We start from the raw sequence: 22,013 nt of genomic DNA on the forward strand, positions 1-22,013 counted from the left end.
TATTCCCCTATTAACCGATCTTGACCGGAATCCGGGCCTCGATGCGGCTGAAGATGAGAACCAGGATGCCGGTGATGGTCATGTAGATCAGCGCCAGCAGCAGCAAGGGCTCGTAGGTGAGATAAGTGTCCTGCCGCACCTTGGACGAGACGGCGAAGATATCGATGACGCTGATCGTCGCCACCAGCGGCGTCGACTTGAGCTGCAGCACGGTTTCGCCGGTCAGTGTCGGAAGCGCGCGGAAGAAGGCCTGCGGCAGCCAGATGCGGCGGAAGATCTTGAAGCGGCTCATGCCGAAGGCGCGCGCGGCTTCCAGCTGGCCTTTCGGCACGCCGGCGAAGGCGCCGCGCATCACCTCGCCTTCATAGCCGGCAAATGACAAGGTCAACGCCAATACGCCGTAGGGCCAGGCTTGCCTGAGATAGGGCCACATCCAGGACTCGCGGATCCATGGATATTGCGGAAAAAGCGATCCAAGCCCGTAGTAGAGCAGCCACAGTTGCAGCAGCAGCGGCGTACCGCGGATGATGGTGCAGAAGATCTTGGCCGGTGCGGCGAGCCAGAACGGCCCACCGGCCTGCGCCAGCCCAAGCGGTACGGCCAGTATAAAGCCCAGCGCGCAGGTCACGACGAGGATCCACAGCGACCGCCAGATGCCGAGCAGCCCCATCTGCCAATATTGCGGCAGCCAGTCCCAGCGCATGAAGAAGGCCGCGCAGAGGACCAATCCCAGCGCGATTAGGATCAGCACGATGCGGTGCGGCTTCAGCCAGAGCGAGGCACGCGCCGCCATGTTGATCGCGGTCGCTTCCGCCGACATCAGCGCGCCTCCTTGACGGAAGGCATGCCGCGCCGCGACCAGGCCTCGACGCGGCCGATGATCACGTTGGAAAACAGCGTCAGCGCCAGATAAAGCGCGCCGGCAGCAAGATAGAAGACCAGATAGGCCTTGGTGACGCCGGCCGCCTGACGCGTCGCCAGCGTCAGTTCGAAGAAGCCGACGACGGCAAGCAACGCGGTGTCCTTGGTGGCGATCAGCCAGAGATTGGCAAGGCCGGGAATGGCGAAAGGCAGCATTGCCGGCAATGTTATGCGCCTCAACATCAGGCCGGGCGGCATGCCATAGGCGCGGGCGGCCTCGATCTGGCCTTGTGGGATGGACAGGATGGCGCCGCGGATGACTTCCGTCGAATAGGCGCCCTGCACGACGCCAAGGACAAAGATGCCGGCGGCCAGCCCGCTGATGTCGACGCGCTGGTAACCCATAGCGGTCAGCAGCTGATTGATGAGATCGGTGCCGGCGTAATAGAGCAGCAGGATCAGCACCAGTTCCGGCACGGCGCGCACCACCGTGGTGTAGACGGCGAGCAGATCGCGCGTCACCGGTCCGCCGTAAAGCTTGCCCCAGGCGCCGCCGGTGCCGATCAAAAGGCCAAGGCAGGTGGCGCCGATTGCGATCTCGATCGAATGCAGCAATCCGACCAGCAGGGTGCCGCCCCAGCCGGGCGGCACGGGCGACAGGAGTTCGATGATGCCGGCCGCCGAGGCCGGAAGAAAGGCATTGATCAGCTTCGCCCCCGAATTGCTGGCAGCCGCCGACCGCAGCGTTCAGCGGCGGGCTTGCGTGGCAGGGTTTGGGCCAAGGGGCATGGCGCTGGCCATGCCCCAATATCAAATGGAGGCGTCAGTTCGACTGCGTGGCGCCGCCATAGATGTCGAAGTCGAAGTATTTCTTGGAGATCTCATCGTACTTACCGTTGGCGCGGATCGCCTTGATGCCGGCGTTGATCTTTTCCTTGAGCGCGGTGTCTTCCTTGCGCACGCCGGCGCCCACGCCCGGTCCCAGCACCTCGTCGTCCGGCGCGACCATGCCCTTCAGATCGCAGCAGGCCTTGCCCTGGTCCGTCTTGAGGAATTCGCCGAGCGCGATGGAGTCGGCCTGCACCGCATCGAGACGGCCGGCGGCGAGATCGTTGTTGGCCTCGTCCTGCGTCTGATATTCCTTGATCTCTTGCGCGCCGGTGAAGTGCTTCTTGGCGTAGACGGCATGTACGGTCGAGACCTGAACGCCGATCACCTTGCCTTTAAGATCGTCCGGCGTGGCGCCGAACTTCTGATCCTTCGGTCCGATGATTGCTGTCGGCGTGTTGTAATACTTATCCGAGAAGTCGATCGTCTTCTTGCGCTCTTCGGTGATCGACATCGAGGAGACGATGAGGTCGATCTTCTTGGTGGTGAGCGCCGGAATGATGCCGTCCCAGGCAACAGGCGTGATGACGCAGTCGAGCTTCTCCTCGGCGCAGACGGCGTCGATGAAATCGATCTCCCAGCCGACCCACTTGCCCGTCGCGTCCGGCGAGGTGAATGGCGGATAGGGCTCGGCGGCGACGCCGATCTTGACCTGATCGGCCTTGGCCACGCCCATCGCGGCGACGCCGAACAGCAGCGCCGCGGCGAAGGTCTTGAGAACAGTCTTCATTTCAGGACTCCCAGTTTGTTGTCGTTCCCGGTTTTCGCTCCGCTTGACGCCGGCCCTAGCCGACATTGCGGAGGAATTGCTTGAGCCTTTCGGATTTCGGCGCGCCGAACAGCTGTTCCGGCGGGCCTTCTTCCTCGACCAGCCCGTTGTAGAGGTAGACGACATGGGTCGCGACCTCGCGGGCGAATTTCATTTCATGCGTCACCAGCACCATGGTGCGCCCCTCGCGCGCCAGGTCGCCGATCACCTTCAGCACCTCGCCGACCAGCTCCGGATCGAGCGCGGAGGTCGGCTCGTCGAACAGCATGACGCGCGGATTGATCGCCAGCGCCCTGGCGATCGCGGCGCGCTGCTGCTGACCGCCCGACAGGAACGCCGGGTAGACGTCGCGCTTCTCCGCCAGCCCGACCCGGGCGAGCAGCTTCTCCGCCTGGGCGATCGCCTCGTCGCGCTTGACGCCGAGCACGTGCACCGGAACCTCGATGACGTTCTCGATCAGCGTCATGTGGCTCCACAGGTTGAAGTTCTGGAACACCATGCCGAGTCTCGAGCGGATGCGCTCGATCTGCTTGCGGTCGGCAGGCACCGTATGGCCGTGGCTGTCGGCCTTCAGCTTGATCTCTTCGCCATTGACGCGGATGATGCCGCTGGTCGGGTTTTCCAGGCAGTTGATGCAGCGCAGCAGCGTCGACTTGCCGGAGCCCGAGCCGCCGATGATGGCGATCACCTCGCCGTCGCGCGCCGACAGCGAAACGCCCTTCAGCACATGCAACTGGCCGAACTTCTTGTGCAGGTTCTCGACATGGATGGCTTCGGCGGCGCCGCTCTGCGCTTGGCCGGCTGGGACGGCGGCGGCTTCCACCGCGCTCACCGGGTAACCTCTATAGGGGCGACGGCAGTTCGTCGAACGTCCATCCGGCTCATCAACATACGCTGTACCGTCCCGCTCCTCACTTCAGCATGGACCCGGCAGCGCGAGCCCGTCAATCCCGTTCATTACGGCACTTGCGACCTTGTTGCGCAAGTGTATAAATAGCCTTTCATGAAATTTTTTCGGTTTTTTTCATCTTAAAAGGGCATTGATGAGCGCTTTCGGATCACAATCCATGGCGGCGCCGCTGCGGCGCGTGCTCATGCGATCGGCGGCGAACGCCATGCGCGACGCCGACAGAGCTCAATGGCACTATGGCCCCGGGTTCAACCCGGCGAAGGCAGCGTCGCAGCACGCGGCCCTTGCTGAACTGGTAGCGGCTTCCGGCGCCGAAATCGAATGGATCGAGGACAAGGCCGACGGCCTTTCGGATTCGGTGTTCACGCACGACCCATCGCTGATGACCGAGCACGGTGCGCTGATCCTGTCCATGGGCAAGCCATTGCGCGCCAGGGAGCCCTCCCTGCATGAGGAAACCTATAGAGGGCTGGGTATTCCGATCCTCGGCCGCGTCGAGGCTCCTGGCCAGGTCGAAGGCGGTGATTGCGTATGGGTGGATGCCCGCACGCTGGCGATCGGGCGCGGGGTCCGCTCCAACCAGGAAGGCATCCAGCAGGTTTCGAACCTGCTGACGCCGCTGGGAATTTCCGTCTACGGTTTTGATCTGCCGCTGTGGCAGGGTGAAGAGGCGTGCCTGCATCTGATGTCGGTGATCAGCCCGCTGGCCGACGATCTCGCGCTGGTCTATTCGCCGCTGTTGCCGGCCCCGTTCTATCAGATGCTGAAGGCGCGCGGCATCAGGCTGGTCGAAGGCGACGCCGGAGAATTCGCCGCTTCCAACGGCCTCAGCCTGAACGTGCTGCCGACCAGCCCGCACAACGTCATTGCCGTTGCGGGCTTTCCCAAGACCAAAGCCGCGATGGAGGCCGCCGGCTGCACGGTTGAGATTTTCGAGGCGGATGCGCTCTGTATCGCCTGTGAAGGCGGGCCGACATGCCTGACGCGGCCGATTCTGCGCCGATGACGGCGCGCCGCAAGTTCCGTCGCGAGGGCGAGGAGCGGCGGCGGCAGGATCTGATCGAAGCGACTCTGGACTGCGTGGCGGAATATGGCCTGCAGGGCGCCACTTTGCGCACCATCGCATTGCGTGCCGGCGTCACCGCCGGCCTGATCCGGCACTATTTCCCCGGCAAGGAAGAATTGCTGCAGGGGGCCTATACGGCGCTGGTCGGCCGCATGACCGAGCAGGCGAAAGCGGCATTGGTCATGGAAGACGCGTCGCCTCGCCAACGCCTTGCAGCTTTCGTCACCGCCAATCTCAGCGCGCCGATCATCGACCAGCGGGTGTTTTCGCTCTGGGCGACCTTCATCGGCCGTGCCGGCGCGGATCCGACGCTCGCCCGCGCTCACCGCGAAGGCTATCTTGGCTTTCGCAACGAGGTGGAAGCTGTCGTCGCCGAGGTGCTTGCCGCCGAACAGCGCGGACCGGACGCAAGTCAGCTGCGCCGTCATGCCATCGCCATCAATGCGATCATCGACGGACTTTGGATCGAAGGCTGCCTGGCCGGTGAGATGTTCTCGCCCGGCGAGTTGGCGGCGATTGGCATCAAGGCTGTCGAGGCCGAACTCGGCCTCGCACCGCTGAAGCATGATCCCGAAAAGTAGGACCCGGTTTTCGGAGAAAGATCATGCTCAACAAAGGTTAGATCGGGATGGCAATTCAACGAAACGCCATCACGGGCCAGAGCAATTCCAGGAAAAGGTGAAAAGCGGTTTCCCGTCCGGGATTGCGTAACAAACAAAGAGATAGAGCAAATCACCGTTTCCGTTAAACGGTGATCCGCTCCAAAGGGAGAAAACCAATGACCACGCTCGGCGAAGCGCTCATCACCTTGCTCGAGGCGCATGGCGTCGACACCGTCTTCGGCATTCCAGGCGTCCATACGGTCGAGCTTTATCGCGGCTTGGCGCGTTCGAAGATCCGCCACATCACGCCGCGCCACGAGCAGGGCGCCGGCTTCATGGCCGACGGCTACGCGCGCGCCGGCGGCCGGCCGGGCGTGGCTTTCGTCATCACCGGACCCGGCCTCACCAACACCATCACCGCGATGGGCCAGGCGCGCGCAGATTCGGTGCCGATGCTGGTGATCTCCGGTGTCAATGCCACCGATACGCTCGGCAAGGGTTTGGGCTTCCTGCACGAACTGCCGGACCAGCGCGGCATGATGGAGAAGGTGGCGCTGTCTTCTGAGCGTGTCACCGAGGCCGAGGAACTGCCGGGTGCGCTCGCCCGAGCCTTCGCCGTCTTCTCCTCGTCGCGGCCGGGTCCGGTTCACATCGAGATCCCGACAAACGTCATGGTGAAGCCCGCCGAGGGGCTCGCGCCGGTGCTCGGCAACGCCGCGCCGCCCGCTCCGGACGCGGCGGCTGTTGCCGAGGCTGCGAGGTTGATCAAGGCGGCTCGCCGTCCGCTGATTCTTGCCGGTGGCGGTGCCAAGAAAGCCGACGCGGCGCTGACGCGTTTCGCCGAAGCGCTCGGCGCGCCGGTGGTCGAGACCGCCAATGCGCGCGGCCTGCTGCATCGGCACCCGCTCTTGGTGCCGGCAAGCCCAAGCCTCAAGGCGGTGCGCGCGATGATGGCGGACGCCGATCTGGTGATCGCCGCCGGCACCGAATTCGGCCCCACCGACTATGACGGTTATGGCGATGGCGGCTTCGTGCTGCCGCCGAGCCTCATCCGCATCGATATCGGCGCCGACCAACTCGCGCGCCGTCCGGTGACGGTTGGCATCCACGCCGATTGTGCCGAGGCGCTTTCTGCCCTGCTGGCTGCACTCGGCGCCGCTCATGTCGCCGCGAAAGACGGCGAAGCCCGCGCTGCCGCAGGGCGAGAGGCCGCGCTGGCGGAGCTGCGGCCAGACTATCTGTCGCAACTGCGCGCGGTGGAGACGATCCGCGGCGCGCTGCCCGGCGCCATCATCGTCGGCGACTCGACGCAGCCGATCTACGCCGCCAATCTCTATTACGACCACGACCGTCCGGCTGGCTGGTTCAATGCCGCGACCGGTTTCGGCGCGCTGGGCTACGGTCCGCCGGCGGCGATCGGTGCCGCCCTTGCCGTGCCCGAAGCGCCGGTCGTGTGCCTCACCGGCGACGGCGGCTTCCAGTTCACCTTGCCGGAGCTGGGCGCGGCGCTCGACGCCGAGGCGCCGGTGATCTTCGTCGTCTGGAACAATCGCGGTTATCGCGAGATCGAGACCTCGATGCTTGATGTCGGCGTCGAGCCGGTCGGCGTGTCGCCGGCGCCGCCGGATTTCTGCAAGCTCGCCGAGGCCTACGGCATCGAAGCCGAGCGGCTGACAGGGGTCGGCGACCTGGTCGGTGCGCTGAAGCGCGCGCGAACTGCCGGCAAGCCGCGGGTTATAGAAATCACCGTCGATTGAAGGTCCTGGCGACCGTCCCATCCGGCCGAGACGCAGCCGCGTCACGTTACGCGGCTTTGTCTCGACGCATGCAAAGACGGGACGCCTGCCATGTCGATATTTCAATTGAGTGACAACGCGAAAGGCGCGACGTTCGAGGCTGGGGCGGCATAACCATAAGAATACGACAGGAGCAGTCGAAATATGACGGAAACGCTTAACGGCAGGCATGTCGTGGTGACGGGCGGCACCGGGGCGCTCGGCGGCGCGGTTGTCGGCAGGTTGCTGGAGCAGGGCGCGATTTGCCACGTGCCCAATGCGCATGCCGCGGCTCCGCCGCATTTTCCCTACGCGGCTCACGCCAGCGTCCATCTGGCGCACAATGTCGACCTGTCGGACTCCGCCAAGGTCGAGGCCTTCTACCATCAGGTTCCGGAGCTTTGGGCTTCGATCCATCTCGCCGGCGGTTTCACCATGGCGCCGGTCGAAAAGATCGAGACGGCATCCTTTGCCGAGATGATGGACACCAATGCGCGGACCACCTTCCTTTGCAGCCGCGCCGCGGTGCGCTCGATGCTGACGTCGGGCACCGCGGGGCGCATCGTCAACGTCAGCGCGCGCGCCGGGCTTGATCCCAGGCGCGGTGCTGGAATGGTCGCCTACGCCGCGAGCAAGGCGGCGGTCGCCGCGATGACCCAGGCGATGGCCGAGGAACTGAAGCACAAGGGCATCCTGGTCAATGCGGTCGCGCCCTCGACGCTCGACACGCCCGCCACCCGCGCCGACATGCCCGACGCCGATTTCACCAAATGGGTCAGCCTCGAGGCCGCCGCCGAGGCGATCGCCTATCTCGCTTCGCCCGCCAATCAGGCGATGAGCGGCACGCTGGTGCCCCTCTACGGGCGAACCTGACCTCATAGATCAAAGTGCAATGAAAAACCCCGCCGGATCGCTCCGGCGGGGTTTTTGCTTTCGGTAAAGGAAGGAGCTTAGTTGCCCTGCTTCTTCAGCGCCGCGCCCAGGATGTCTCCCAGCGAGGCGCCGGAGTCGGTCGAGCCGTACTGGGCGACCGCTTCCTTCTCCTCGGCGATTTCCAGCGCCTTGATCGAAACCTGCAGCTTGCGCGTCTTCTTGTCGAAGGCGATGACGCGGGCGTCGACCTTCTGGCCGACGGTAAAGCGCTCGGGGCGCTGCTCGTCGCGGTCACGGGAAAGGTCCGAACGCTTGATGAAGGTATCGAGGCCGCTGTCGACCAGCCGCACTTCCAGGCCGCCATCCTTCACCGCGGTGACCTCGCAGGTGACGACGGCGTTCTTGCGCAGCTCGCCGCTGCTCGCCGCCTCACCGACCGTGTCGCGGGCCAGCTGCTTGATGCCGAGCGAGATTCGCTCCTTCTCGATGTCGACGTCGAGCACCTGCGCCTTGACCATGTCGCCGCGATTGTACTCTTCGATCACCTGCTCGCCCGGACGGGTCCAGTCGAGGTCGGAGAGGTGCACCATGCCGTCCACGTCGCCTTCCAGGCCGATGAACAGGCCGAACTCGGTCTTGTTCTTGACCTCGCCCTCGACCTGGCTGCCGACCGGATGGTTGCGCGCGAAGGCTTCCCACGGGTTCTCCAGCGTTTGCTTGAGACCGAGCGAGATGCGGCGCTTGGCCGGATCGACCTCGAGCACCACCACGTCGACTTCCTGCGTCGTCGACAGGATCTTGCCGGGATGCACGTTCTTCTTCGTCCACGACATTTCCGAAACGTGGATGAGGCCCTCGATGCCCGGCTCCAGCTCGACGAACGCGCCGTAGTCGGTGATGTTGGTGACGGTGCCCTTGATCTTCTTGCCGATTGGGAACTTGGTGCCGATATCCGACCACGGATCGCTCTCGAGCTGCTTCATGCCGAGCGAGATGCGGTGGGTTTCCTGGTTGATGCGGATGATCTGCACCTTGACCGTCTGGCCGATGTTGAGGATCTCGGTCGGATGGTTGACGCGGCGCCATGCCATGTCGGTGACATGCAGCAGGCCGTCGATGCCGCCGAGGTCGACGAACGCACCGTAGTCGGTGATGTTCTTGACCACGCCCTCGACCACCTGGCCCTCCTCGAGGTTCTGCACGATTTCCGAACGCTGTTCGGCGCGGCTCTCCTCGAGCACGGTGCGGCGCGACACCACGATGTTGCCGCGGCGGCGATCCATCTTGAGGATCTCGAAGGGCTGCGGATTGTGCATCAGCGGCGAGACGTCGCGGATCGGACGGATGTCGACCTGGCTGCGCGGCAGGAACGCCACGGCGCCGTCGAGATCGACGGTGAAGCCGCCCTTGACCTGGTTGAAGATGACGCCTTCGACGCGCTCACCCTTGGTGAACTTCTCTTCGAGGCGCACCCAGCTCTCCTCGCGGCGGGCCTTCTCGCGCGACAGCATGGCCTCGCCAAGCGCGTTCTCGATGCGCTCGACATAGACCTCGACGGTGTCGCCGACCTTGAGGGAGGAGTCCTTGCCCTTGGCGCCGAATTCCTTCAGCGGCACGCGGCCTTCGACCTTGAGGCCGACATCGATGATGGCCATGTCCTTTTCGATCGCGGTGATCGTGCCCCGGACAACCTGGCCCTCGCCGGAATGGCCGGCGGTGAATGATTCTTCGAGCATGCTCGCGAAATCATCGCGAGTGGGATTTGCAGCTGACATTGTTTCTCCTGGAATGCTTCGCACAACAAGCGAAGCGGGCGCCGTGGGTTAGCGTTGCGTGAGCCTGCCGGCGTTCCGGGCTGAAGAGCCCTCGGCCGCTTAAGCGGCAAGTCCGGCGCATAGAGAATGCTGGCAGGCTGGTTCGTGCCCGATATGGGTATTTTCATCGCCTCCGGCAACGGAAAACACGAGGAAAACCCGCATCAGGCCTTGTTTCTCTTGGCCAGCAGTCTTTGATGGTTAGCCATGGCCGCCAGAAACGCGGTCTCTATAGACACTTCGCCGGTGTCAGGCAAGTGCGCGTCGCGGCGGTGCGCGTGCTCCGCCCGAATGTTTTTGCGATTACGCGTTCGCGGTTGCAGTTCTTTTTTGCCGACATGGATTGTCACGGGGAGCATCACCATGCAGTCAAGCGCCACTTTCAACATCTTCCTGCCGGTTGCCCTCGTCATCATCATGCTGGGGCTTGGCCTGTCGCTCAAGCTCCAGGACTTCTTGCAGGTGGTGCTGCGACCGAAGGCCCTCCTGGTGGCTCTTATCGTGCAGATACTGGTTCTTCCCGTCCTTTGCTTCGGCATCGTGTCGGTTTCGGCTTTGCCGCCTGCCATGGCGGTCGGCATGATGCTGCTCGCGGCCAGTCCCGGCGCCCCGTCCGCGGTTCTCTTCACCCACCTTGCCAAGGGCGATACGGCGCTCAGCCTGACGCTGACGGCGATCAGCTCAATGGTGGCGCTTGTGTCGGTGCCATTGATCACCAATTTTTCGCTGCTGCATTTCTATGGCGCCGGGCACGTCATCCCGCTGCCGATCGAGAAATTCCTGCAGTTCTTTGCCGTTGTGCTTGTCCCGGTTTCGATCGGAGTTGCCGTCCGGCACCGCTACACGGCCCTGGCCGAGCGCCTGGAGGGGCCCGTCAAGCTACTGGCGACGCTTTTTCTTGCGGCGGTCGTTATTTTTGCCGTCGTCGATCAGCGGCAGGTCATCGTGACCTGGGGGCCCATTGTCGGCTTTGCCGCCTTTGCCTTCAACGTGGTGAGCATGGCGCTCGGCTACGCCGTTCCGTCGCTGCTGCGCCTGGAGAGGCGGCAGGCGGTCGCCATCACCATGGCAACGGCCATCCACAACGCCGCGTTCGTCATAGCCTTGGCGCTTAGCGAATATCTCCTCAACAACGCCGAAATGGCGATCCCGCCAGCGCTTTACGCCTTGATTGCCTATGTCACCGCGGCGGTTTTCGTAGCCGTCCTGAGCAGGTCAGGCAGACCTGCGATCGAAGGGACGATCAGGTCGTGACCGCCAAGCTCAGGCGAGGTCTTTCGCGGCCATGGCGCGGTCAACGATTGCCATGGCCGCCAGAAACGCGGCCTCGATTGCCATGTCGCTGGTGTCGAGCAAGTGCGCGTCCGCCGCCGGCTTGAGCGGGGAGTCGGCACGGCCCATATCGCGCTCGTCGCGGCGCTCGATGTCGGCGAGGATCGTGGCAAAATCGGCGCTGCCGCCCATGCTTTCGATCTCGGCCAGCCGGCGCCTTGCCCGCACTTCCGGGCTCGCTGTGACATAGAGCTTGATATCGGCGTCGGGACACACGACCGTGCCGATGTCGCGTCCGTCGAGCACCGCGCCCGGCGGCGCCTTGGCGAACTCGCGCTGCTTATCGACCAGGATGCGCCGGACCGACGGAATGACGGCGACCTTTGAGGCGGCTTCGCCCACCGCATGCGCCGAAAGCACCGTGCGGTCGAGGTTCGAAAGATCGACTTGGCGAGCCGCGGTTTCCGCCGCCGAGACATTGTCGAGCGGCAGACCGAGCTCGAGCAGCTTATGGGCGACGGCGCGATAGGTGAGGCCGGTATCGAGCAGGTTCAGCCGGTAATGATCGGCGAGCCGGCGAGCGAGTGTGCCCTTGCCGGCGCCCGCGGGGCCGTCGATTGCGATGGTGAAGGGGGTGCTCATTGGCTCGCCTCGAACGATAGGCGCAATGAACAAGACGAGCGCCGCGATCCTTCGCGCCCCCCTCTGTCCTGCCGGACATCTTCCCCGCTTGGGGGGAGATCAGCCGTCATCGCGGCTTGCGCCAATTGTCTATGTTGCAGGATTGAGCGGAGCGCCGGAGCCGCCAATCTCCCCTGTTGCGGGGGAGATGTCCGGCAGGACAAAGCGGGGTGCTGTTCCGCTTGCATCTCGGTTCGGCTCCAACCCATCGCCCGTCACTCGATCTCGGCGCCGAGCCCCTTCATCAGCCCCATGAATTCCGGAAAGCTCGTCGCGATCATGTTGGCGTCGTCGATGGTCACCGGCTTTTCCGTCGCCAGCCCCATCACCAGGAAACTCATGGCGATGCGATGGTCGAGATGCGTCTTCACCGCCGTGTCCTGACCGTTGGGGTGAGCGCCCAGGCCCTTGCCGCCGGGCTTGCCGCGCACGGCGAGCGAGGCCTCGCCCTCGCTGCAGTCGACGCCGTTGAGCTTCAGCCCGTTGGCCACCGCCGACAGCCGGTCGGATTCCTTGACGCGCAATTCCTCCAGACCCTGCATCAGCGTCTCGCCTTCGGCGAAAACAGCGGCAACCGCCAGCACCGGATATTCGTCGATCATCGACGGCGCCCGCTCCGGCGGCACGACGACACCTTTGAGGTCGGAGGAGCGCACGCGCAGGTCCGCCACGTCCTCGCCGCCGGCATTGCGCGGGTTGAGGATGTCGATGCGGCCGCCCATCTCCTGCAATGTCAGGAGCAACCCGGTGCGGGTCGGGTTCATCAGCACGTTCTCGATCACGATATCCGAGCCCGGCACGATGAGCGCCGCCACCAGCGGGAAGCCGGCGGAGGAGGGGTCGCCGGGCACGGCGATGGTCTGCCCCGTCAGCTTGCCCTGGCCTTCGATGAAGATGTGGCGCACGCCGCGCTCGTCGGTCTCGACGGTCAGGTTGGCGCCGAAGCCTTTCAGCATCTTTTCGGTGTGATCGCGCGTCATCACCGGCTCGATGACGGTGGTGATGCCCGGCGTGTTGAGGCCGGCAAGCAATACCGCCGACTTCACCTGGGCGGACGCCATCGGCACGCGATAGGTTATCGGCGCGGCATGCTTGGGGCCGCGCAGCGTGATCGGCATGCGGTCGCCGGGCGCCGCTTTCAGCACCTGCACGCCCATCTGGCGCAGCGGCTCCAGCACCCGGCCCATCGGCCGGCCGGAGAGCGAGGCGTCGCCGATAAAGGTCGTCTCCATGTCATAGGTGCCAACCAGGCCCATGGTGAGCCGCGAGCCGGTGCCCGCATTGCCGAAATCGAGCGGGCCTTCCGGCTCCAGCAGCGCGCCGTTGCCGGTGCCGCGGATCACCCATTCGGCGCCCGTCTTTTCGATATGCGCGCCCATCGCCTTCATGGCGGCGCCCGTGCGCATCACATCCTCGCCTTCCAGCAGGCCGGTGATGCGCGTCTCGCCGGAAGCCAGGCCGCCGAACATGAAGGAGCGGTGCGAGATCGACTTGTCGCCCGGCACCCGCGCCGCGCCGGCAAGGGCAGGGGATTTGCGGGCCGTAGCCGGCTTCGGGGCGGCAGCGTGAGACATTGTCTGTTCCAAATGCGGGCGCCGGCGGGCCGGCTCAATTCGTCGTATTGCGGCGGTCTCGTATCACGGCGCGCCGCAATGGTCATCCCCTCACGCGGGCCTTCGAATGCAAGGTTTTGCGATGCCGGCTTTTGGCTTTGACAGCGCGGAAAACTGCGGTTAAGGGGACCATTCTTTTTTTGACGAGGCTTGCTGTGGCAAAACCTGAACTTGGCACAAAACGTGTCGACCCCGAAACGGGGCGGAAATTCTACGATCTGAACAAGGACCCGATCGTCTCGCCCTACACCGGCAAGAGCTATCCGCGCTCCTATTTCGAGGAAGGCAAGATTTCCGCGATCGAGGACGATGAGGACGTCGCCGACAAGGAAGTCGACTCCGAGGAGGAAGAAGGCGCCGAAATCGTCTCGCTCGAAGATGCGGACGAGGAGACCAAGGGCGGCGGCGACGATCTGCCCGATCTCGGCGACGACGAGGATGATGTCGATCTCGGTGACGATGACGATGACACCTTCCTTGCCGACGAGGAGGAAGAGGACGACGACGTTTCCGATATGATCGGCGTCGGCGACGACGAGGACGAGGTCTGATTTCGGCCCCGGCGCGATTGTTTGCCGGCCATTTTGACCTGTGACGAAAAAGCGGCTTTTCAAGGCTTGATCTTGACCGAAGGCGGCGCTAGAAGCCGCCAGCACTAAACGACGGCGCGGTGCCCAACCGCGCCGGATCTCTTCGCCGGAAACGGCGCCGGCTGACTGCCGGGAGTGGGGCCATAGCTCAGTTGGGAGAGCGCTTGAATGGCATTCAAGAGGTCGTCGGTTCGATTCCGATTGGCTCCACCAAACAGTCTTTCTGTGATGCTCGGTTTCGCGGCATTGGCGCTTGTCGCTTGTCAATCGGTATCCGAGGCCCCGCCTCCTCCTCCTCAACCTGCCCCGGCTGCTGTCGCGGCTCCCGCTGTCCCGGACACTGCGGTGCTCGACCAAACCGTGGCGATCACGCCTCCGGGCAAGAGTGTCCCCGCCCGATATGCGGCGTTTTCAGGCATTTGGGCGGGACGGCTGGATGGCACCTTTGAAGGCAAGCTGGCCGTGCTGACCGTTTCACCGGCCGGGCAGGTGACGGTCAGCTACGCATGGGGCGATATGGCCGACAACAAGCCGGGGATCGCCGATGGCGCCGGCAGGATCGCCGGGAACACATTAAAGCTTGGACGCCTGCCGAACGGCGCAGACATCACGTTTACGATGCAGCCTGACGGAACGCTTGCCGGCACCTACACGCTTGCCGGCCAGACCTATAGGGGCCAGTTCGCCAAGCAATAGCGGCGGCGGTCGCGTCGCCTTCTGCCGTGTAGGCCGGGCTCGAATCGGCTATGCCTCTCCCATGCAGGAAACGTCCCTCTATGCACCGGTGAAGCGGTTCCTCGAGAGCCTCGACTTCACCGTCAAAGGCGAGGTCGGCGGCTGCGACATCGTCGGGTTGCGCGAAGGCGAGCCGCCCGTGGTCGTCATCTGCGAGCTGAAGCTGCAGTTCAATCTCGAGCTCGTTCTGCAAGGCGTCGATCGGGCGGCGGCCTGCGACGAGGTCTGGCTCGCCGCGCGGATGTCGGCGCGCGGCAAGGGCCGCGAGCACGATCGACGTTTTCGCGCGCTCTGCCGGCGGCTCGGCTTCGGCCTGCTCGCGGTCGACGGGAAAGGCAAGGTCGAGTTGCTGCTCAGCCCGGCCGCCGTGCCGCCGCGGCGCGACCCGAGGCGGCGCTCGCGGCTGGTCGAGGAGCATCACCGCCGCAAGGGCGATCCCTCCATCGGCGGCAGCACGCGGCAAAAGCCGATCATGACCGCATACCGCCAGGAAGCGATTGCCTGCGCCGCCGCCATGGCCGACGGCCCGAAGCGGCCGCGCGATTTGAAACTCGTTGCCCCCCGCGCGGCCAGCATCCTGCTGCACAACTATTATGGCTGGTTCGCCAGGGCCGAGCGCGGCATCTACGCTCTGACCGAACTCGGGCAGGAGGCCGCACAATCTCATGGGATCCTAGACGATCCGCTGCAGGTCGAGCAGCTTGGAGCGAAGCTCGGCGCGTGACCGGCCGACGCCGCCCGCGCACCCTCGGCTATCGATCGAAATCGCCGAATCGGACCTGCATGGTTGACTCACCTCTTCGTTCATGCAGAAATTGGTTGGACCATTGGACCACTTTCGGAATTCACCAGCGTGACCGACCCTCTCCCGCCGATCCAGACGACGGCCCGCGATGATGCGGTCCTGAAGGCGTTGGCCGGCTTCGTGCGGCAGGAGGCGCTGGGTCCCGGTGAAAAACTGCCGACCGAGCGCATCCTGGCCGAGCGCCTCAAGGTCAGCCGCAACACGGTTCGCGAGGCACTCACCCGCTGGGAGGGGCTGGGCCTCGTAGAGCGGCGCCAGGGCAGCGGCACTTACCTCAAGGCGGCGGTTTCGCCCGACATGCTGCACATGCCGCTGACCCTTGCCGGCGGCAACGACTTTGCCGGCCTGATGCGCACCCTGGAGATCCGCCGCGCGCTGGAGGCCGAGGCCGCCGCTCTTTGCGCCGTCCGCGCCGGCAAGGCTGAGGTCGCCGAGATCGAGCGCAAGCTCGACATCATGGAAGAAGCCTTCCACAGCCGCGCCGGCATGTCGTCGGAGGAAGACTGGGAGTTCCACCAGTCGGTCTACCGCGCCTCCGGCAATCCGCTGTTCGAGCAGATCATCAGCGCCATGCACGAGCTGTTCCACCGCTTCTGGGAGCATCCGCTCGGCGTGCGCGATTTCGGCCATGCCAGCTTTCCCTATCACCGCACCATCTTCGACCGCATCGCCGCGCACGACCCGGAGGGAGCCCGGGCCGAAGCGCTGAAGCTCATCGCTACTGTCGAAAACGACTTGAAGCGCGGCGCCGCCAACCTCAAGCTTTTGGATCGCAAATGAACGAGCATCCCACAGGGTTCGACCCGGCTTCTTTGGCCAGCGACTATCTCGGCGAGGCGGCGACTCTTCTCGCGCATGACGATCCGTTCCCCGGCGGCGCTGTGGTGCCGCCGATCTACCAGACATCGCTCTTCACCTTCGACAATTACGCCGACATGGCCGACACCTTTGCCGGCAGGCGAAGGCAGCCGATCTATTCGCGCGGCGACAACCCGACGGTGATGGAATTCGAGGCGCGCGTCGCGGCCTTGGAAGGTGCGGAAGCCGCGCGGGGCTTTTCCAGCGGCATGGCGGCGATCAGCGCCACCGTGCTCGCCTTCGTCGGCGCCGGCGAACGGATCGTTGCCGTACGCAACTGCTATGGCGACGCTTACCGCCTGTTCGAGCGCCTGTTCCCGCGCTTGCAAATCAAGGTCGACTATGTCGACGGCTCGGACCCCGATGCGGTGGCGGCAGCGCTTCCGGGCGCCAAGCTGCTCTACCTCGAAAGCCCGACCTCGATGATGTTCGAGCTGCAGGACATTGCGCACCTGACCCGGCTGGCGAAGGAACGGGGCATCGTCACCACCATCGACAATTCTTGGGCGACGCCCGTCTTCCAGAAGCCGATTTCGCATGGTGTCGATCTGGTGCTGCACTCGGCCTCGAAATATCTCGGCGGCCACAGCGACACCGTCGCCGGGGTGGTGGCGGGCTCGGCCGCGCATATCAAGCACATCAACGAGCAGACCTATTCATCGCTTGGCGGCAAGCTGTCGCCTTTCGAGGGCTGGCTTCTGCTGCGCGGCCTGCGCACGCTGCCGCTGCGGCTGCCGCATCATATGAAGAGCGGTCTCACGCTCGCCGAGCGGCTGAAGGCGCATGGCAAGGTCGAGCGGGTCAACCATCCCGCCTACTCCAATCATCCCGGAAAGAAGACGCTTGCCGGCTATGCCGGGCTGTTCTCTTTCGAGGTCGCGGAAGATGTCGACATTCCGGCTTTCGTCGATGCGCTGAAGCTGTTCCGCATCGGCGTCAGCTGGGGCGGCCATGAAAGCCTGGTCGTGCCGGCCAAGGCCTCGCTCGAGCAGACGCCGGGTCTGAATTCGATGGCGCGCTTCGGCGTCAGCCCCCGAACCATCCGCTTCAATGTCGGATTGGAGAACGTCGAGGACCTCTGGGCCGACATCGCCCAGGCCTTCGACAAGGCAAAAAAATAAGGTGTTCAAAATGGGAGTTCCGAACATGAAAAGACTGACAATCCTGCTTGCCGCCGCTGCCGGCCTGGCGATTTCCGCCGGGGCCGCGCTGGCCGACACCACCATCAAGATGGTCGAGGTCATCACCAGCCCGCCGCGCACCGAATTCCTGAAGAAGCAGATCGCCGAATTCGAGCAGGCCAATCCCGGCATCAAGGTCGAGCTCGTCTCGCTGCCTTGGGGTCAGGCGTTCGAGAAGTTTCTCACCATGGTTCAGGCCGGCGACACGCCCGACGTGGTCGAGATGCCGGAACGCTGGATGGGCCTCTATGCCAACAACGGCCAGCTCGAGGATCTCGGCCCCTACATGGCCAAATGGGACGACGCCAAGACGCTCGGCGACCGGGCCAAGCAGTTCGGCTCGACAGTCAACAACACCCAGTTCATGATCCCTTACGGCTACTATGTGAACGCGCTGTTCTGGAACAAGAAGCTGTTCAAGGAAGCGGGTCTTGACCGTCCGCCGGAAAACCTCGACGAGTTCGTCGAGTTCTCCAAAAAGATCTCCGCCATCCCCGGCAAATACGGCTATTGCCTCCGCGGCGGTCCCGGCGCCTTCAACGGCATGCACATGTTCATGAACATCGCCGCCGGCAAGGGCGGCTATTTCACCGAGGACGGCACTTCGACCATCAATGACGAGGGCTCGGTCAAGGGGCTGCAGATGTTGGCCGACATGTACAAGAACGGCCTGGCGCCGAAGGATTCCGTGAGCTGGGGCTTCAACGAGACGGTGACCGGCTTCTATTCCGGCACCTGCGCCATGCTCAACCAGGATCCGGACGCGCTGCTCGGCATCGCCGACAAGATGAGCGCCGACGACTTTGCGGTCGCGCCGCTGCCGGTCGGCCCGAGCGGCAAATCCTATCCGACGCTGGGCTATGCCGGCTGGGCGATGTTCGCCAATTCGCAGCACAAGGACGAAGCCTGGAAGCTGATGGCGACGCTGCTGTCGCCCAAGGACAATCTGGAATGGGCCAAGGAAGTCGGCGTCGTCCCGATCCACAACGGCGCCGATCAGGACGCCCACTTCAAGACCGAGCAGTTCAAGGGCTGGTTCACCGAGCTCAACGACAGCTCGAAATATGAAATGGTGACGCCGCCGACGCATCTGGAAAACCTCGGCAACTTCGTCGACCAGGTGGCGATCAAGAACTTCCAGGAAGTGCTGCTTGGCCAGAAGCCGGCCAAGCAGGTGGCCGACGAGTGGGCGGCGTTCCTGACCAAGGAGCAGCAGGCCTGGCTGGCCAAGAACAAGAAGTGACCTTTCTTCCTTCTCCCCGCTTGCGGGGAGAAGGTGTCACCCGATGAATGTCGCCCAAAAGTGCGAAGCGGTTTTGGGAGAACGACATTCACGGACAAGTGACGGATGAGGGGCAGCGCCGAATCCTGAAAGTCGGCTCCGCTCCTCATCTGCCTGCCCTCCTCCGCAGCAGCTGCGCTGCAGCGGAGGGTGAACCGGCATCTTCTCCCCGTAGAATGGGGAGAGGGACGCTGTCGCCACGCTGGCCTCACCATCACCCGTAGAGCCAAATCCATGACCTACGCAGTGTCCGAAGTCCGATCCACCGGCCGGCCGCGCAAGAAGCGGCTGAGCAAGGCCGCGATCGAGCCCTGGCTCTATCTTTCGCCGGCTATCGTCCTGCTGGTCGTCGTGCTCCTGGTGCCGCTGATCATCGGCATCAGCTATTCCTTCCGCAAATTCTCCGCCTTCAAATCGGAATATGTCGGGCTCGGCCAGTACCAGGCGATGCTCTCCGACGCGGTGCTCGGCCAGGCGCTGGTCAACACGCTTTGGTGGACTGCCGCCAGCCTGTTCTTCCAGTTCTTCCTCGGGCTTGGTCTGGCGCTGCTGCTCGACAAGCCCTTTTATGGCCGCAAGGTCGTGCAGGCCGTGGTGTTCCTGCCCTGGGCGGTGCCGTCCTTTCTTTCCGGCCTTACCTGGGCCTGGCTGTTCAACCCGATCATCGGCCCGCTGCCGCACTGGCTTTTCGCGCTCGGCCTGAAGGCCGAGCCGACCAACGTGCTTTCCGATCCGGCGACAGCCATGTGGGGGCCGATCGTCGCCAACATTTGGTTCGGCATTCCCTTCTTCGCCATCACGCTGCTTGCGGCGTTGAAGTCGATCCCGTCGGAACTGCATGAGGCGGCAGCCATCGACGGCGCCTCGCCCTGGCAGCGCTTCACCAAGGTGACGCTGCCGTTCCTGGCGCCGACCATCGTCATCACCGTAATGCTGCGCACCATCTGGATCGCGACCTTCGCCGACTTGATCTTCGTCATGACCGAGGGCGGACCGGCAGGCTCGACCAGCACGGTGCCGGTCTACATCTATGTCAGCGCCTTCAAGTCGCTGGACAAAGGCTATGCGTCCGCAGTCGCGGTGCTGCTGCTGGTGCTGCTCATTGCCTATGCGGTTGGCCTGATAGCCATCCGCCGCACACTTGTGAGGCATGTCTGATGATCGCCGGCCGTTCCACCTCTTCGCGCATCGCCGGCGGCATCGGCCTCTACGCCGCGATCGCCGCCTATGTCGTCTTCGCGCTGTTCCCGATCTTCTGGACGCTGAAGATCTCTGTGACGCCGGAGCGGCTGCTCTATTCCGAAGGCATAACCTTCTGGCCATCGGAAACGACGCTCAAGAACTTCGACACCGTGCTGGAGGCTTCCGACTTCCCGCGCTACTTCTTGAACAGCGTCATCGTCTCGGTGTCGACGGCGGCACTGGTCACGGTCATCGCCACGCTTGCCGGCTATGCGATGTCGCGCTTTACCTTCCGCGGCAAGGCGACTTTAGCGATCCTGCTCTTGCTGACCCAGACTTTCCCGCTGGTCATGGTCATCCCGCCGATCTACCGCATCATGGGCGATCTCGGCCTGACCAACAGCCTGACCGGGCTGATCATCATCTACACCGCCTTCAACACCGCCTTCGCCACCTTCCTCATGCAATCCTTCTTCGACAGCATTCCGAAGGATCTGGAGGAGGCGGCGATGATCGACGGCTGCACGCGCGCCCAGGCGATGCGCCGGGTGATCGTGCCCCTCACCTTGCCCGGCATGGGGGCGACGCTCGGCTTCGTCTTCACCGCCGCTTGGAGCGAATTGCTGTTCGCGCTGATGCTGATCTCCAGCGACGAGCAGAAGACCTTTGCCGTCGGCCTGCTCACCTTCATCGGCAAGTTCGCCGTCGACTGGGGGCAGATGATGGCGGCCTCCATCCTGGCGCTGATCCCGGTCTGCATCTTCTTCGCCTTCCTGCAACGCTATCTCGTCACCGGCCTTACCGCCGGCGCTGTCAAAGGATAATCGATGGCTTCCGTCACCCTGCAACATGTCGAGAAGGACTATGGAGCGCTGCGCATCCTGCACGGCGTCGATCTCGAGATCGCCGACGGCGAGTTCGTCGTGCTGGTCGGCCCGTCCGGCTGTGGCAAGTCAACGCTGCTGCGCATGATCGCCGGCCTGGAGGAGGTCACCGGCGGCGAGATCCGCATCGGCGAGCGGCTGGTCAACGATGTGGCGCCGAAGGACCGCGACATCGCTATGGTGTTTCAGTCCTATGCGCTCTACCCGCATATGGACGTCTCCTCGAACATGGGCTTCAGCCTGATGCTGAAGAAGGCCGAGAAGACGACGATCGACGGCAGGGTGGGCGCCGCCGCCAAGCGCCTCGGTCTGGAGACGTTTCTCGGCCGCCTGCCGCGCCAGCTTTCCGGCGGTCAGCGCCAGCGCGTCGCCATGGGCCGCGCCATCGTGCGCGATCCCAAAGTCTTCCTGTTCGACGAGCCGCTGTCGAACCTCGACGCCAAGCTGCGCGTCCACATGCGCGCCGAGATCAAGGCGCTGCACCAGCAGCTGAAGACAACCTCGGTCTATGTCACGCACGACCAGGTCGAGGCGATGACCATGGCCGACCGCATCGTCGTCATGCATGACGGCTATGTGCAGCAGGTCGGCCATCCGCTGGAGCTCTACGATCGTCCCGCCAACACTTTCGTCGCCGGGTTCATCGGCTCGCCCGGCATGAATTTTTTGCCGGCAAAGGTCGCCAAGGGCGGCAAGGTCGATGCCGTGCTGGCCGACGGCCAGAAGCTGAGGCTGCCGGACGGATTGCCGCTGAAGGATGGCGATGCGCTGACCGTCGGGCTGCGGCCGGAACACATCCGGCTGGCCGACGACGGCCCGCTGAAAGGCCAGGTCGAGGTCGTCGAGCCGCTCGGCCTGTCGACGCAATTCTATGTCAGGCTGGCCAACCAGCAGATCTGCGTCTTCGTCATGGGCCGCAGCAATGTCAAACCGGGCGACGCGATCCGGCTCGCCGCCGACCCAGCGGCGCTGCATCTGTTCGATCCGGCAAGCGGCGCTCGCATCGGATAGGTCAGCGCCGGCGGAAGGCGTCCAGAGTGTAATCGGGCCACGCGCCAGGCTCTTGGAACAGTCCGGTCAGGTCGCCTGATAGTCGGCCAATATCCCGGACAAGACCAGCCTCGTCGCCACGCCTGCACCGACCTCGCCTGCGCTGTCGTGATCGACGCGAATCCTTCTCTCCGAGATCGTCGGCGAGAACCTCTTGAGGAAGACGGCGATCTGGCGCAATTGTGGACCGACAACATGGAATTGGCCCGCCATCCGCGCCTCTTCATCGACGTCGGCCGGGAGACGGCCCGGCGCAAGGCCGAACTCGTCTCGGCCTCGCAGAAGCCCTGACGCTTCGATACTGCCGCGAGGTGAATTGCGG

At 64.2% G+C, this 22,013-nt stretch carries 23 protein-coding genes and 1 tRNA gene; 15 read left to right on the plus strand and 9 right to left on the minus strand.

The features are described from left to right. Positions 1 to 10 precede the first annotated feature (10 nt). The 4 genes from CK215_RS13450 to CK215_RS13465 form a co-directional block, all read right to left on the minus strand. Positions 11 to 820 (minus strand): ABC transporter permease, encoded by an 810-nt coding sequence (locus tag CK215_RS13450; protein WP_067003383.1) that lies wholly within the window; start codon positions 818 to 820, stop codon positions 11 to 13. Next, on the minus strand, positions 820 to 1,485 hold the full coding sequence (locus CK215_RS13455; protein ID WP_127247917.1) for an ABC transporter permease subunit: 666 nt from the start codon (positions 1,483 to 1,485) through the stop codon (positions 820 to 822). Before CK215_RS13455 ends, CK215_RS13450 begins: the two co-directional genes overlap by 1 nt. Positions 1,486 to 1,684: 199 nt before the next feature. After that, positions 1,685 to 2,479: a transporter substrate-binding domain-containing protein gene (locus tag CK215_RS13460; RefSeq protein WP_067003384.1), complete on the minus strand. Its 795-nt coding sequence runs from the start codon at positions 2,477 to 2,479 to the stop codon at positions 1,685 to 1,687. A gap of 55 nt (positions 2,480 to 2,534) precedes the next feature. Beyond that, positions 2,535 to 3,350, minus strand: coding sequence for an ABC transporter ATP-binding protein (locus CK215_RS13465; protein WP_067003385.1), 816 nt, complete (start codon positions 3,348 to 3,350; stop codon positions 2,535 to 2,537). Positions 3,351 to 3,561: 211 nt separating this feature from the next. On the opposite strand from CK215_RS13465, the gene CK215_RS13470 reads away from it, so the two are divergent. The 4 genes from CK215_RS13470 (at position 3,562) to CK215_RS13485 (ending at position 7,744) form a co-directional block, all read left to right on the plus strand. Further along, positions 3,562 to 4,434, plus strand: a complete 873-nt coding sequence (locus CK215_RS13470; protein ID WP_095831330.1) for a dimethylarginine dimethylaminohydrolase family protein — start codon at positions 3,562 to 3,564, stop codon at positions 4,432 to 4,434. After that, positions 4,404 to 5,075, plus strand: coding sequence for a TetR family transcriptional regulator C-terminal domain-containing protein (locus CK215_RS13475; RefSeq protein WP_095831196.1), 672 nt, complete (start codon positions 4,404 to 4,406; stop codon positions 5,073 to 5,075). The genes CK215_RS13470 and CK215_RS13475 overlap by 31 nt, the downstream gene beginning before the upstream one ends. Before the next feature lie 197 nt (positions 5,076 to 5,272). Further along, the gene (locus CK215_RS13480; protein WP_095831197.1) at positions 5,273 to 6,853 is read left to right on the plus strand and encodes a 5-guanidino-2-oxopentanoate decarboxylase; all 1,581 of its coding nucleotides are present in this window, start codon (positions 5,273 to 5,275) and stop codon (positions 6,851 to 6,853) included. A 183-nt stretch (positions 6,854 to 7,036) separates the two neighbouring features. Continuing rightward, the gene (locus CK215_RS13485; RefSeq protein ID WP_095831198.1) at positions 7,037 to 7,744 is read left to right on the plus strand and encodes an SDR family NAD(P)-dependent oxidoreductase; all 708 of its coding nucleotides are present in this window, start codon (positions 7,037 to 7,039) and stop codon (positions 7,742 to 7,744) included. Positions 7,745 to 7,821: 77 nt separating this feature from the next. Here the strand turns inward: CK215_RS13485 and rpsA are convergent, their stop codons facing one another. Together rpsA and CK215_RS13495 are read right to left on the minus strand one after the other, a co-directional pair. Next, positions 7,822 to 9,519: a 30S ribosomal protein S1 gene (gene rpsA / locus CK215_RS13490; protein WP_067003396.1), complete on the minus strand. Its 1,698-nt coding sequence runs from the start codon at positions 9,517 to 9,519 to the stop codon at positions 7,822 to 7,824. Positions 9,520 to 9,722: 203 nt separating this feature from the next. Next, positions 9,723 to 9,923: a hypothetical protein gene (locus tag CK215_RS13495; RefSeq protein ID WP_067003398.1), complete on the minus strand. Its 201-nt coding sequence runs from the start codon at positions 9,921 to 9,923 to the stop codon at positions 9,723 to 9,725. On the opposite strand from CK215_RS13495, the gene CK215_RS13500 reads away from it, so the two are divergent. After that, positions 9,922 to 10,812, plus strand: a complete 891-nt coding sequence (locus tag CK215_RS13500) for a bile acid:sodium symporter family protein (protein WP_095831199.1) — start codon at positions 9,922 to 9,924, stop codon at positions 10,810 to 10,812. The genes CK215_RS13495 and CK215_RS13500 overlap by 2 nt on opposite strands. Before the next feature lie 9 nt (positions 10,813 to 10,821). On the opposite strand, the gene cmk is transcribed toward CK215_RS13500, so the two are convergent. Further along, a complete protein-coding gene (cmk, locus tag CK215_RS13505; protein ID WP_095831200.1) occupies positions 10,822 to 11,472 on the minus strand; it encodes a (d)CMP kinase in 651 nt (216 codons plus the stop codon). Between the two features lie 254 nt (positions 11,473 to 11,726). Beyond that, positions 11,727 to 13,085 carry a 3-phosphoshikimate 1-carboxyvinyltransferase gene (gene aroA, locus CK215_RS13510; protein WP_095831201.1) on the minus strand — a complete coding sequence of 453 codons (1,359 nt, stop codon included), beginning with the start codon at positions 13,083 to 13,085 and terminating at the stop codon, positions 11,727 to 11,729. Positions 13,086 to 13,279: 194 nt separating this feature from the next. On the opposite strand from aroA, the gene CK215_RS13515 reads away from it, so the two are divergent. The 10 genes from CK215_RS13515 (at position 13,280) to ugpC (ending at position 21,652) form a co-directional block, all read left to right on the plus strand. After that, entirely contained in the window at positions 13,280 to 13,675 is a 396-nt protein-coding gene (locus tag CK215_RS13515; protein WP_067003406.1) for a TIGR02300 family protein, read from the plus strand. A 176-nt stretch (positions 13,676 to 13,851) separates the two neighbouring features. Then, positions 13,852 to 13,927, plus strand: a tRNA-Ala gene (locus CK215_RS13520). A 132-nt stretch (positions 13,928 to 14,059) separates the two neighbouring features. Next, complete coding sequence (locus tag CK215_RS13525; protein WP_245299804.1) at positions 14,060 to 14,410, plus strand: hypothetical protein; 351 nt, start codon at positions 14,060 to 14,062, stop codon at positions 14,408 to 14,410. A 61-nt stretch (positions 14,411 to 14,471) separates the two neighbouring features. Next, positions 14,472 to 15,173: a DUF2161 family putative PD-(D/E)XK-type phosphodiesterase gene (locus CK215_RS13530; protein WP_095831202.1), complete on the plus strand. Its 702-nt coding sequence runs from the start codon at positions 14,472 to 14,474 to the stop codon at positions 15,171 to 15,173. Between the two features lie 129 nt (positions 15,174 to 15,302). Next, positions 15,303 to 16,034, plus strand: coding sequence for a FadR/GntR family transcriptional regulator (locus tag CK215_RS13535; protein ID WP_067324712.1), 732 nt, complete (start codon positions 15,303 to 15,305; stop codon positions 16,032 to 16,034). Further along, on the plus strand, positions 16,031 to 17,233 hold the full coding sequence (locus CK215_RS13540; RefSeq protein ID WP_095831203.1) for a PLP-dependent transferase: 1,203 nt from the start codon (positions 16,031 to 16,033) through the stop codon (positions 17,231 to 17,233). The genes CK215_RS13535 and CK215_RS13540 overlap by 4 nt, the downstream gene beginning before the upstream one ends. Positions 17,234 to 17,258: 25 nt before the next feature. Continuing rightward, positions 17,259 to 18,536, plus strand: a complete 1,278-nt coding sequence (locus tag CK215_RS13545; protein ID WP_067003717.1) for a sugar ABC transporter substrate-binding protein — start codon at positions 17,259 to 17,261, stop codon at positions 18,534 to 18,536. Between the two features lie 273 nt (positions 18,537 to 18,809). Then, positions 18,810 to 19,733, plus strand: coding sequence for a sugar ABC transporter permease (locus CK215_RS13550; protein WP_095831204.1), 924 nt, complete (start codon positions 18,810 to 18,812; stop codon positions 19,731 to 19,733). Further along, on the plus strand, positions 19,733 to 20,581 hold the full coding sequence (locus tag CK215_RS13555; RefSeq protein WP_067003416.1) for a carbohydrate ABC transporter permease: 849 nt from the start codon (positions 19,733 to 19,735) through the stop codon (positions 20,579 to 20,581). Before CK215_RS13550 ends, CK215_RS13555 begins: the two co-directional genes overlap by 1 nt. A 3-nt stretch (positions 20,582 to 20,584) precedes the next feature. Then, complete coding sequence (gene ugpC / locus CK215_RS13560) at positions 20,585 to 21,652, plus strand: sn-glycerol-3-phosphate ABC transporter ATP-binding protein UgpC (RefSeq protein WP_095831205.1); 1,068 nt, start codon at positions 20,585 to 20,587, stop codon at positions 21,650 to 21,652. 66 nt (positions 21,653 to 21,718) lie between these two features. Here ugpC and CK215_RS31610 read toward each other — a convergent pair whose 3' ends face one another. Next, on the minus strand, positions 21,719 to 21,904 hold the full coding sequence (locus tag CK215_RS31610; protein WP_176477927.1) for a hypothetical protein: 186 nt from the start codon (positions 21,902 to 21,904) through the stop codon (positions 21,719 to 21,721). Positions 21,905 to 22,013: the final 109 nt, after the last annotated feature.

This window comes from Mesorhizobium sp. WSM3864, assembly GCF_002294955.1.
Taxonomy (GTDB): Bacteria; Pseudomonadota; Alphaproteobacteria; order Rhizobiales; family Rhizobiaceae; genus Mesorhizobium.

Coding starts and splice junctions, on each gene's coding strand:
- CK215_RS13450 (WP_067003383.1), bottom strand. CDS start 820: ATGTCGGCGGAAGCGACCGCGATCAACATGGCGGCGCGTGCCTCGCTC.
- CK215_RS13460 (WP_067003384.1), bottom strand. CDS start 2,479: ATGAAGACTGTTCTCAAGACCTTCGCCGCGGCGCTGCTGTTCGGCGTC.
- CK215_RS13470 (WP_095831330.1), top strand. CDS start 3,562: ATGAGCGCTTTCGGATCACAATCCATGGCGGCGCCGCTGCGGCGCGTG.
- CK215_RS13475 (WP_095831196.1), top strand. CDS start 4,404: ATGCCTGACGCGGCCGATTCTGCGCCGATGACGGCGCGCCGCAAGTTC.
- CK215_RS13480 (WP_095831197.1), top strand. CDS start 5,273: ATGACCACGCTCGGCGAAGCGCTCATCACCTTGCTCGAGGCGCATGGC.
- CK215_RS13485 (WP_095831198.1), top strand. CDS start 7,037: ATGACGGAAACGCTTAACGGCAGGCATGTCGTGGTGACGGGCGGCACC.
- rpsA (WP_067003396.1), bottom strand. CDS start 9,519: ATGTCAGCTGCAAATCCCACTCGCGATGATTTCGCGAGCATGCTCGAA.
- CK215_RS13500 (WP_095831199.1), top strand. CDS start 9,922: ATGCAGTCAAGCGCCACTTTCAACATCTTCCTGCCGGTTGCCCTCGTC.
- CK215_RS13495 (WP_067003398.1), bottom strand. CDS start 9,923: ATGGTGATGCTCCCCGTGACAATCCATGTCGGCAAAAAAGAACTGCAA.
- cmk (WP_095831200.1), bottom strand. CDS start 11,472: ATGAGCACCCCCTTCACCATCGCAATCGACGGCCCCGCGGGCGCCGGC.
- aroA (WP_095831201.1), bottom strand. CDS start 13,085: ATGTCTCACGCTGCCGCCCCGAAGCCGGCTACGGCCCGCAAATCCCCT.
- CK215_RS13530 (WP_095831202.1), top strand. CDS start 14,472: ATGCAGGAAACGTCCCTCTATGCACCGGTGAAGCGGTTCCTCGAGAGC.
- CK215_RS13540 (WP_095831203.1), top strand. CDS start 16,031: ATGAACGAGCATCCCACAGGGTTCGACCCGGCTTCTTTGGCCAGCGAC.
- CK215_RS13545 (WP_067003717.1), top strand. CDS start 17,259: ATGAAAAGACTGACAATCCTGCTTGCCGCCGCTGCCGGCCTGGCGATT.
- CK215_RS13550 (WP_095831204.1), top strand. CDS start 18,810: ATGACCTACGCAGTGTCCGAAGTCCGATCCACCGGCCGGCCGCGCAAG.
- CK215_RS13555 (WP_067003416.1), top strand. CDS start 19,733: ATGATCGCCGGCCGTTCCACCTCTTCGCGCATCGCCGGCGGCATCGGC.
- ugpC (WP_095831205.1), top strand. CDS start 20,585: ATGGCTTCCGTCACCCTGCAACATGTCGAGAAGGACTATGGAGCGCTG.
- CK215_RS31610 (WP_176477927.1), bottom strand. CDS start 21,904: ATGGCGGGCCAATTCCATGTTGTCGGTCCACAATTGCGCCAGATCGCC.